The sequence below is a fragment of the Micromonospora gifhornensis genome, assembly GCF_016863515.1.
Lineage (GTDB): Bacteria > Actinomycetota > Actinomycetes > Mycobacteriales > Micromonosporaceae > Micromonospora > Micromonospora gifhornensis.
The window spans coordinates 1-10,486 of sequence record NZ_BOPA01000043.1 but is presented as its reverse complement, the minus strand read 5'-3'; the positions used below and the strand labels follow the sequence as shown (position 1 = coordinate 10,486).

Annotated in this window: 9 protein-coding genes and 1 pseudogene; 9 read left to right on the top strand and 1 reads right to left on the bottom strand. The window is 65.2% G+C overall.

All coding sequences use genetic code 11. The annotated features are described in order from the left end of the window. Positions 1 to 35 precede the first annotated feature (35 nt). The 9 genes and pseudogenes from Vgi01_RS25955 (at position 36) to Vgi01_RS25915 (ending at position 9,743) form a co-directional block, all read left to right on the top strand. Positions 36 to 724, top strand: a pseudogene (locus tag Vgi01_RS25955) (arginase family protein). 451 nt (positions 725 to 1,175) lie between these two features. Continuing rightward, positions 1,176 to 2,291: a radical SAM protein gene (locus Vgi01_RS25950; protein WP_204292826.1), complete on the top strand. Its 1,116-nt coding sequence runs from the start codon at positions 1,176 to 1,178 to the stop codon at positions 2,289 to 2,291. Then, positions 2,288 to 3,184, top strand: coding sequence for a glycosyltransferase (locus Vgi01_RS25945; RefSeq protein ID WP_204292825.1), 897 nt, complete (start codon positions 2,288 to 2,290; stop codon positions 3,182 to 3,184). Before Vgi01_RS25950 ends, Vgi01_RS25945 begins: the two co-directional genes overlap by 4 nt. Before the next feature lie 38 nt (positions 3,185 to 3,222). Next, on the top strand, positions 3,223 to 4,389 hold the full coding sequence (locus Vgi01_RS25940) for a radical SAM protein (protein ID WP_204292824.1): 1,167 nt from the start codon (positions 3,223 to 3,225) through the stop codon (positions 4,387 to 4,389). Positions 4,390 to 4,397: 8 nt separating this feature from the next. Continuing rightward, entirely contained in the window at positions 4,398 to 5,690 is a 1,293-nt protein-coding gene (locus tag Vgi01_RS25935) for a glycosyltransferase family protein (RefSeq protein WP_204292823.1), read from the top strand. A gap of 18 nt (positions 5,691 to 5,708) precedes the next feature. Beyond that, on the top strand, positions 5,709 to 6,317 hold the full coding sequence (locus Vgi01_RS25930; RefSeq protein WP_204292822.1) for an AAA family ATPase: 609 nt from the start codon (positions 5,709 to 5,711) through the stop codon (positions 6,315 to 6,317). 13 nt (positions 6,318 to 6,330) lie between these two features. After that, complete coding sequence (locus Vgi01_RS25925; RefSeq protein ID WP_204292821.1) at positions 6,331 to 7,074, top strand: HAD family hydrolase; 744 nt, start codon at positions 6,331 to 6,333, stop codon at positions 7,072 to 7,074. A 371-nt stretch (positions 7,075 to 7,445) separates the two neighbouring features. Continuing rightward, complete coding sequence (locus Vgi01_RS25920; protein ID WP_204292820.1) at positions 7,446 to 7,742, top strand: hypothetical protein; 297 nt, start codon at positions 7,446 to 7,448, stop codon at positions 7,740 to 7,742. 1,090 nt (positions 7,743 to 8,832) lie between these two features. Continuing rightward, positions 8,833 to 9,743, top strand: a protein-coding gene (locus tag Vgi01_RS25915) for an IS5 family transposase (RefSeq protein WP_373307040.1) whose coding sequence is annotated in 2 segments (ribosomal slippage) — positions 8,833 to 9,262 and positions 9,262 to 9,743 — 912 coding nt in all. Because the reading frame shifts where the segments join, the coding sequence is not laid out codon by codon here. Between the two features lie 16 nt (positions 9,744 to 9,759). Here the strand turns inward: Vgi01_RS25915 and Vgi01_RS25910 are convergent. Beyond that, the gene (locus tag Vgi01_RS25910) at positions 9,760 to 10,308 is read right to left on the bottom strand and encodes a hypothetical protein (protein WP_204292819.1); all 549 of its coding nucleotides are present in this window, start codon (positions 10,306 to 10,308) and stop codon (positions 9,760 to 9,762) included. Positions 10,309 to 10,486: the final 178 nt, after the last annotated feature.

Here is a 10,486-nt window from a genome sequence, read left to right as displayed (position 1 = left end):
TCTTGGTGGCCTGAAGTCTTCGGTGAGAACCGACAATGGGCTTCTGCCTGTTCAACAACATCGCGGTCGCCGCCCGGCACGCGCAGGCGGAACTCGGCTTGCCGAGGATCGCGATCGTGGACTGGACGTCCACCACGGCAACGGCACCCAGTCCATCTTCTACACGGACCCGAGCGTGCTCACCATTTCCCTGCACCAGGCGGGGTGCTTTCCACCCGGCTCCGGTTGGATCCGCGAGAACGGCGCAGGCGACGGCACCGGCTACGCCATCAACGTGCCGCTACCGCCCGGCACCGGTCACGCCGGCTACCTGCACTCGATGACCGAGGTCGTCCTTCCCGCACTCGAACGTTTCGCACCCGACCTGATCCTGCTCGCCAACGGCTTCGACGCCAACGTCTTCGACCCCATGGCGAGGCAGATGCTCACCGCCGACTCCTACCGTGCGATGACCCGCATGCTCACCAACGCGGCAGACCGGCTCTGCCACGGCCGACTCGTCGCCGCCCACGAAGGCGGCTACAGCCCCTTCTACGTCCCGTACTGCACCCTGGCATTCCTCGAAGAACTCGCCGGCACCACCACCCGCATCACCGATCCCTTAGCCGCCGTCGTCGCCGAATACGCGGCCGAACCTCTCCAGCCCCACCAGAAGGCCGTCATCGACGAAGCGGCCCAACTCGTACTGCGGATCGGCACCCACGAGATCGCAGCCGCTTCCTGACGGCCCGGCCAACCCTGGCGGCGACTTTCGCTCTACATCGGCCGTCTACCTACGCCCGACCCCGGGCTAACCGCCTAAACCCGGGCGGCTGGGAGACCCGGTAGCTCTCAGCAGTCCACACCCGGTAGTCGCCGTGCGGCGGCTACTCGACCGGCCGCAGGACGCGGCAACGTCCAGCAGCCGGTACCCGGGCCGGCGGCAGCGGGCATCCCCCGTCCTTCTGCCGCCGGCCACCGGGCCAGGACGGCGGAACAGGGCTGCAACGCCCCGTCGGCTCGGATTGGTCAAACACCTTTCCGACTCCCGATGCTGGCCGTTTGTTCGGGAGTAGCGAGTGGCATAGATGACTGATGCGCGATTCGCTGTAATCGATCAGTCGAGACCACCGGAACAGTGGTCACGATTGGCCGTGCATAGATGTAAGGGTCGATGACAGCGCCAGCGACGGGAGATGTTCTCGATGCAGACACATGCTCGCCAGCTCAAGCAGTTCGTGCTAAAGCCCACCGTCTACTGTTACCACAAATGCCCGTACTGCGACCTTCGGCAGGATTTCTACACGGGGATGGTCGCAGAGCGAAAGCAAGCTCTCAAGGTCGTGCCTCGTCAGGCCGGCGTCCGTATGCCCAACCCAGGGCACATGCCCTTGGACATGGCATTGCGCACGATTGACGAGGCTGCCGCCCTGGGAATGGAAGAGCTACAGCTCAGCGGCGGCGACCCACTGCTGTACCCGCACCTCATCGACGTGATCAAAGCAGCGAAGAGGCATCCCGGCGTATTTGTTCTCATGAACTCGGTCGGCACTGGTGTCACGGTGGACAAAGCCCGGGAGATCATCGATGCCGGGCTCGGCGCGTGGAACTTCTCCGTGGACACCCTGGACCCCGTGAGGTACGAGAAGCTTCGCGGCGTCCGCAACGCTCTGCCCACGATCATGAAGGCCATCGAAGTGGTGCGTGAGGCAGGCTCGGACGCCCCGGAATTCCGCATGAACTACATGTGCGTCATCACCCGGCACAACTTCCGGGAGATCCCCGAACTGGTCGCCCACTGCGTGGATACCGGCATCGCATCGATCTATTTCATGAACGTCTACGGTGACAACACCGGCGCATCGCTGCTGACCGTGGCGGAGATCAACGAGTTCCGTGACCAGGTCGTGCCCGCGATCCATGCGGTGCTGCGTGCCAAGGACGTGCCAGAGATCGTCCAGGCCAACGCCGAGTACGTGATGGGTACCTTCTTCTCTCGGGAGAATCCGGACGAGAACTACGCCCAGGGCATCTACTGGCCGGACAGGGACTCGGTCAAGGCGGCCTGCCGGGTCCCGGACTTCTACACCCTCATCGAGCCCAACGGTTCAGCGCTGCCGTGCTGCCTGGTGGAGATTTCGCACGTCGGTGTCGTCGGCAACGTCATGGATACGCCTTTGGCCGAGGTGTGGAGCGGCGAAGCGTTCGAGCAGTTCCGTGAGAAGCGCATCCCGTTCTGTCAGCGGTGCTCATCACCGCGGAACATGACCCTCGGCCTCGTGCCCAGCATGTGTCGGCAGTTCCGCCCATGACCGAGGACCTCCTCGCCACCGTGGTGGTACCGGTCAAGGACGACGAGCGGATCTACCGCCTCGTCGACAGCTTGCGGCACCAGACCCTGCCGCGCGACCGCTACGAGGTCATCGTCGTAGAGAACGGCAGCCAGCGATTCGGTGACCTGGCCGACGCCAGCGACATGATCCGGTACCTGCACCTTCCGGATGCCAACTCGGCGGCGGCGAGGAACGCCGGTCTGGCCGTGGCACGTGGCCGGTACCTGCTGCTCACCGACGCGGACTGTGTGGCCGATCCGCCGTGGGTCGAGCGCATGACGGCGGCGCTTAAAAAAGGGCCGGCATCGGTCATCGGTGGCGTGATCCGCCCGTACGCGCCGAAGACCTGGACACAGCGGCACGCGATAACGATCGTCAACGGCCAAGACAGACTCAACTACCTTCCGGCACTGCACCTGCCGTACGTGGCGGGGGCCAACGCGGGCTTCGTGACCGCCCGCCTGCGCGAGGTCGGCGGATTCGACGAAGACCTCCGCTCGGGCAACGACGTGGACATCTGCTACAAGCTCGGCCTCACGGGCAGCAGCGCCGCGATCGTGCCCGACGCGGTGGTGTGGCACGAGGACCGACCCACGGTGCGGGCACACTTCCGCCGGTTCCGGTTCTACGCCATCTACCAGGTGCTCCTGTTCGCCAAGTACAAGCAGCACTCCGGCAAGCGGGTCGTGTTCGACCCGTACCCCTTCCGGCGTGCCGCGCAAGCGATCCTCTACAGCCCTCGCGCGGCGGTACGGCTCGTGCACGGGGATGCCGGCCCCGCCTCGCGGATGATCCTCCAACTCATCGAGGCCGCCGGAGTGCTCACGGGCGAGGTCGAAGGGGCCATCCGATTCCGACAGCTCTACCTGTAAGCGGACAACGAATCTGACGGCAGACGAGGAGACAGCTCATGAGGTCAGCACCGCTGGCGACCGACTGGACCACGCAACGGCAGATCACCCGCCGAGGTGTGCTGTGGCTCGGGCTCACCTGCGACGTCCGGTGCAAGTTCTGCTACGACGAAAAGGTCTCCCTGAACGCGAAGGCATGGATGCCACCCACCGAGGCGCGGGCCGCCATCGACAAATTCCGCTACTTCTACCACAACGAATTTGTCGACTTCATGGGCGGCGAACCGACCCTGCACCCCAACGCGCTGGAGATCGTCCGCCACGCGGCGGACATCGGCCTGCGCCCGACGATGATCACCCACGGCATGCACCTGGCCGACATGGACAACGCACGCGCCTTCGCCGACGCCGGCATCCACGACTTCCTCGTCTCGATCCACGGCATCGGCGACACCGTACGGGAGATCCACGGCCGTGGCCGAGACAACTACGCCAAGCAGATCGCGGCACTGAACAACCTGCGCGAGCTGGGGGTTCCGTTCCGTTTCAACGTCACAATGATCAAGGACAACCTGACTGAGCTGGAGGCCATCGCGGAGCTGGCCGGCCAGACGGGCGCCCGTGTCGTCAACTTCCTGACCTTCAACCCCTACTTCGAGTGGACCGCCGACCCGGAGATCTCATTCCAGGCGCGGCACTCCGAGATCGCCCCTCATCTGGCCCGCGCGATCGACCGATGCACCGCGCTCGGCGTGGAGGCGAACGTCCGATACATGCCACCCTGCCAGCTCCCCGGCCACGAAGCACACGTCTACACCGGCTATCAACTGCCCTACGACCCGCACGAATGGGACTACAACTCCTGGTACGACACCGGACACGAAGGCGAGCCAGATCCGGCGTGGTACCTCGACGCCTCACGCAGGCAGCAGCAGCGCCACCACTACGTTCACGCCCCGGCCTGTGACGACTGCGCGCTCCGCCAAGTCTGCGACGGCTTCCATGAGCAGTACGTCACGCGATGGGGCGCAGACGAGGCGCGCCCCTACGACAAGCCGCTGATCGACGACCCGACACACTTCGTCAAGCAGCAGCGCAAGATCCGCTACACGGGCACCGGCGAACATCGTGAGGGCGCGGATGCGGAGGCGCTCGCCTCGACCCGGCTCCCCGTGGGCGATGACGGCAGAGCCGGTGTCAAACGGCAACGCCCGAGCCGCTCATGATCGCCACGGTGGTGATGCTGACGATCCTTGTGCGGCAGCTGTTCATCCTCACCGCGATCGCGCGGTCCAGAGCGTTCCTGACTACCGCGCCGCACCCGGCCACGGTCGATGCGGCCGGGGGAGGGCCCGCCCTGTTCGTCGTGATCCCGGTACTGCGAGAGACCGCCATCATCGCCGAAACGATCAAGCACATGGTGAGCCTCACGGAAGGGCACCGAGCACACGTCATCATCGTCACCACCGCCCGGGAAACCACCGAGCCATCGCCAGACGGCGACACCGCGACGATGGTGAAGGAACTCGCCACCTCCGGGAAGTTCACCCACCTGCACTACCCGCACACAGGCGGGCTCAAGGGCGATCAGCTGAACTTCGCCGCGAACCACTGCGCGTCAACCCTGCTCGCAGACGACTCACCCGCAGACGCATACCTTGTCTGCTACGACGCCGACTCACGACCACCACTCGACGCGCTGACCCGCTTCGAAGCCGCCATCACCGCCAACCCCAACGCACACGTCTTCCACCAGTCGTCACGGTTCGAACTACGCGCGCCCATCCGCCGCGAGGACGGAGCGCTACGGGGGCTGACTCGGGCGGTGTGCGACGGCGGCGCACTGCGTGCCAACCGCTTCGTCCTCGGATTCGAGATACCCCGACTGATCAACCGATCCAGCAGCGTAGGACGGCTCAAGCGCGCAGTCTGCTCGTACGTCTACGCCCACGTCACTGGACACGGACTGTGCGTCCGACTGTCGTTCCTGCTGGACCACCCGCTGCCGGCCGGCTCGCCCATGGAGGACATGCAGTACAGCTTCCACCTGGGATCGCACAACACCGAGATGGTGCCAGTCGCCAGCCTCGACCACGCTGCCGTCCCCGACACCATCACAGCCCAGGTCGAACAGGCGTCGCGCTGGTTCTTCGGACCGGCCCGCGCCCTGCGCTACCTCCGCCAACCGTCGACCAAACCCGGCACACGCGCACAGCTCCAAGCAGCCTCCGCACTCGGCTCGGCCGGCGAATGGCTCGGCTGCGCCATCACGGCCCCGGCAATCCTCGCCACGCTGTGCCTCGCCTCCGGGCCCCTCCAACTCATGGCTGCCGCGGTCACCGTGATCTACCTCGCCCAACTCGTGGCCACCGACCGCACCCTCGGCGCGCCAGACAACCTACGGCGGCGCGTGATCCGTGTCCTGACCTGCCCCCTCGCCACCGTGCTGTTCGGCATCGGCGGACTCATCGGCGCCACCAACCTTGTGAAAGGAGGCTCCGGCATCGGGAAAACCGAGCGCCGGTAGACCATGAACTCACAAACCGTGATCGTTGCCGTCGAGGGCCCATGCTGCGCTGGCAAAACCACCCTCAGCCGAGGATTGCTGAAGGCGCTGTCGCAGCTGACCATCGCACACGTGAGGTGCTATGCCGACTTTGTCGGCGGTGGCCGATTTCTTCCCAACCCCGTACCCCGAACCCTCGACGAAGACGCCGCCGGGCTCAAGGAGCTGATCCACATCGAGCGGGCGCGAACCGAGGCGGCGTTGCACGCCGAGAGCGACCTGATCTTGCTAGACCGGGGGCCGAACACCTTCCTCGCACATCGCCACGCCATCGAACAGGTCACCGGGCTGCAATGCTTCGGTCCCGCCCAGCGCGCCGTGGCCGAGGCACGCCTTCCATCCTGGCCCGATCTCGTACTATACCTAGACGTGCCGCAGGCCACGGTGCACGAGCGCAACCGGGGGAAGTTCCCCGACGACAGCATCTTCATCGACGCGCAGTTCAACGCAGGGATTCGGTCGTACTACACCGAGATCACCGGAGATCAGAAGATCATGTGGCTTGACGCGACACTCGACCCCAGCGAGCTGGTCGAACTCGCCCAAGCCCAGGTCCGCGGCCTACTGACGACAGCCGCTGCGAACTAGGAGGGCCGCCCGCGTGAAACAGGTGCCGCTAGCCGGCAAGGTCGTCTTCGTGGACTGGCACAGCGTCCTGTCACGCGACCCCTTCTGGATGTCAATACGCGAGAGCGCCACTCATCCACTGAAAGCGCAACTCGAAGCGAACCTCGCCGAGGTATTCAAGAGCAGAGCCAACGAGTGGATGAAAGGACTACTTTCCTCGGAAGAGATCATCAAGTCTATGGATATCGAGCTTGATGGCCGATTCCGCGAAGACTTCCTTACGCGACGACTATACGTCGACTGCGCAAAGATGCGAGTCAACGCCGAGTTATTCGAAGCCCTCCGTAAAATCAAATCACATGTCCTCGTTGTCTTGGCGACCGACAATATGGACTGCTTCCTGCGGACGTTCGACCGAGCGCGGGCCAAGAGGCGTCGCCCTACCCCGCAATCCGAGACGCTAACGGACTGGGCCGTCATTCTCGACGACATCATCTGCTCCAGCGAAGTCGCAGCATTAAAGGCCGAAGACCCCCAACGCTTCTTCGGGCCCTGGCTTGCGGAACACGGCCTTACCTTCGCGGACGCTGCACTGATCGACGACCGTGCTGACAACTGCGCCGCATTCACCGAGCAGGGCGGCAAGGCGGTGCAATACAAGATGGGCATCGGTGACGTCCACGACGTACTGGAGTCCTTGGCCACCTGGATGGAATCGGGAACGGTTGCACCCACCGCGGGGACGAGCTGGGCAACCAACTTGCCCCGTACAAGCTGACGCCAAATTCGGGCGAACGGCGGGGTGGCCCGAGGCGCCGATACTCGTCCTGGCAAGCCGAACGCGCTGCAGGGCGAGTCCCGGCGGGAGTGACCGAACATGTGCTGATGGTGGCCCGGAAGCGCTGAGCTGTGGTGAACACCCGACGGCGACCACCGCTTCGCGGGCCGCGTGACCCAGACCCGGCTCATGTCTCTGTCGGCGTGGAACAGCTATTCGACGTCACCCGGACCCATCTTCATCCGCCGCGGCTCGATGACTAGCCCCTCGTCAGTCTCCAACAACCGGCGAGCTGGCCCTGGGAGCGTCGCCGGATCGCCGAGACCAACTCGGCAGAGACGCCCCCAGTGGTGGCGGCTGCTCGGCTGCTGATGCCGGACTCCAACCCCGCCGACGACCAGGAGGTCAAGGCGCTGACCGCCGACCATGCCCTCGGAACCGCCAAGCCCGGACGTACCGTCTTCCACACCCGGGGCGGTCTCACCTTGTTGGACGCCCTCGGCCAAGATCATCCAGCCGCCGAGCAGATCGCCGTCGAACTGGTCCAACACGCTGCTCCGCGCGCTCGACATCGCCGAATCGATCATGGCGGGCTTTCGTGGGCGCTCGACCAGCCGGCCGGCCCACCGATTGGACAGCTCCTCAGAGGCGGGCTGTCGGAAGATTGAGATGATGGTCGGTCGGTCACCAGCAGGATGCGGATAGTGCGCGTGATCGACTAACCTCGACTGACTGTGAGGGCAATGGCCGATGATCTTCGGCTCCAGGCGAAGCAGCGCGCCCGGGCCTTGGAAGGGACACCGTTGTCGGGGTGGAGTGGCAGTCGACCATGTACACCGAGGGCCTGCCGCCCGCGGTGCGGCTGAAGACGCCGACCCGCGACGGGCGGCTGCCCGTTCGTGTTCGAGGCCAGCGGCTCGGAGACCCACTTTATCAACGGCTACGACCCGCAGGCCCGGGCGCGGCGGGTCTTTGCCTTCCCGCAGCCCGGTGCCTTGGCGAGGATCGTCCGTGGTGCGGAGGCCGATCCGAAGCGGCCGACGTGGCGGGCGAAGGTCCGTCACCTGCCCCGCTGGACGTCGCCGCCCTGTGCCCGGTGCCGTGCCGCCAGCGTCCGCCGGTGCTTTATTGCAATCCCTGGTAGGGGCGATGAGGACACGGTGGCGGAATGAGGCCGCGCCGCCGGGCACACGGTTGCGATCCCTGGTAGGGACGATGAGGACGAGGTCTACGTCCGGGCTGTGGGCACACGTCGCCTAGGGCGTGTGTCGAAGTCGGTGCCAGGGCTTGAGGTGGCTTGAAGATCTTCGCGTGTTGTCGGCGTACGGGTGAACGTGCCCAGGTAGGTACGGATGGACGGGACCAGTCTCGTGCCTATGGATCGAGGGGTAAATGGTCGTGGGCACCGACGGGAAGTCAAGCTCACATTCCTACCGCGCCGCTTCCGCTCCTCGCCGCTGCGCGGCTGCGGTGCGGGTCGGCTTGGTCCCGAGGCACTACTCGCAGCGCTCGTGCACCACAAACAGCCCTCAACTGCTCGGTGATCCCGCTTCGGCCGCGTCTGTGGACGCTGCAACGACAATCGATGTTTTGTCGAGAGCGACAGCGTCGGCGCGAACATGAAGGTCCCCGCTAGGTACGGCGGGGCTGAGCACGTTTGGTCGTACCTGACTGGCCACGCCAACTCGTACGCCGACACGTGTCGGAGGTCGAAAACGAGTGAGGTCTCCGGTAGATGGTTCAGCGATTAAGCAGAACCTGAAAACCGGAGACCTCGTGGACACCCTAGCGGTGACGAGGCGGTTCGACCTGACCGACGTGCAGTGGGCGGTGCTGGAGCCGTTGCTGCCTGCGGGTAAGCGGCCAGGTCGACCGTCGTCATGGAGTAGGCGGCAGTTGATCGATGGGATCCGGTGGCGGATCCGGGTGGGTGCCCCGTGGCGGGACGTGCCACCGCAGTACGGGTCCTGGTCGGCGGTGTATGCCCTGTTCCGCCGCTGGCAGCGCGACGGCACCTGGCAGCAGCTCCTGACGGCGTTGCAGGCCCTCGCCGACGCGGCCGGCAGGATCACCTGGGACGTGTCCGTGGACTCGACCAGCGCCCGCGCTCACCAGCACGCGGCCGGGGCGAGGAAAAGGGGGATCTGCAGGCCGAACCACCCGGCGGCGTCAGCGTCGAACCGGCCGACCACGCGCTCGGCCGCTCCCGCGGTGGGCTGACCACGAAGCTGCACCTGGGCTGCGAGCAAGGGCAGAAGCCCCTCGCCATGGTGCTGACCGCCGGGCAGCGCGGCGACAGCCCGCAGTTCATCCCCGTCCTGGCCGCCATCCGCGTTCCCCGCCTGGTGACTGGCCGACCGAGAACCCGCCCAGACCGGGTCCTGGCCGACAAGGCCTACACCTCGAAAGCGAACCGGGCCTACCTGCGCCGACGCGGAATCGCCGCGACTATCCCGAGCAAGGCCGACCAGGACGCGAACCGGCGGGCAAAGGGATCCAAGGGCGGCCGACCGCCGGCCTTCGACCCGCACCTCTACCAACAACGTCACGCCGTGGAGTGCGGGGTCAACCGGCTCAAGCGCAACCGAGCCGTGGCCACCCGCTTCGACAAGCTGGCCGTCCGGTACGAGGCCACCATCCACCTCGCCGCCATCAACGAGTGGCTGTGACCGACTTCGACACACGCTAGTGATTGATTGCCGGCAACAGTTCAGCAACTCTCAGCACATGGCTGTCCAGCATGGAGTCCATCTCCTCGCTTGGCACCCTCTCCCTGGAGAGCATCAGGGCCCCCGCACTGGGAAGACCTCTCAGGTCAAGGGATAGATAGATCCCGACCGTCCGTTCGATGGGATCAAGGAACGGATCGAAGAGGAACCACACATTCCGCTCATGTGATGCCTCATGGGCGGTTTCGACATACCTCACCATGCCTTGACGCGAAGAGATGTGACCGGAGTAGACGAGGGGAACGGCGTTTCCGCCCACCTCTTGAGCGTTTTCTTCGCGCAAGGTAAGCCTGTCGAAGATGAGTGAATACCGGACGCTTACGCGCCTCTCGATGATTTTTCCCGAACCTGTTGTACTACGGTGATAAGTCCACCAGACACCAAGATACTTCCGGCGTCCTGGTGCCCGGGTGTACTTGATCAAGATGTAGAGCTGACGTGAGATCAAAGGCACAAGACCAAGCAGAAAGCCGACCAGTACTTCTGGCCAGTCAACCCCTGTCATTTGACACCTCCGTGTCGGATAGCCCGGCTTGGCCGACAGTAAGCATGGGGGGCAACACTGGCTGCGGTTGTGTGATAGCGCTAACTGGACCTTGGTGGTGGCCTTGTCGTGTGGCCGGACCATTGTCCGAACCAGAGCACCGGCACGTCGCCCGCCGGGCGGGGGGGGGGGGGGGGGG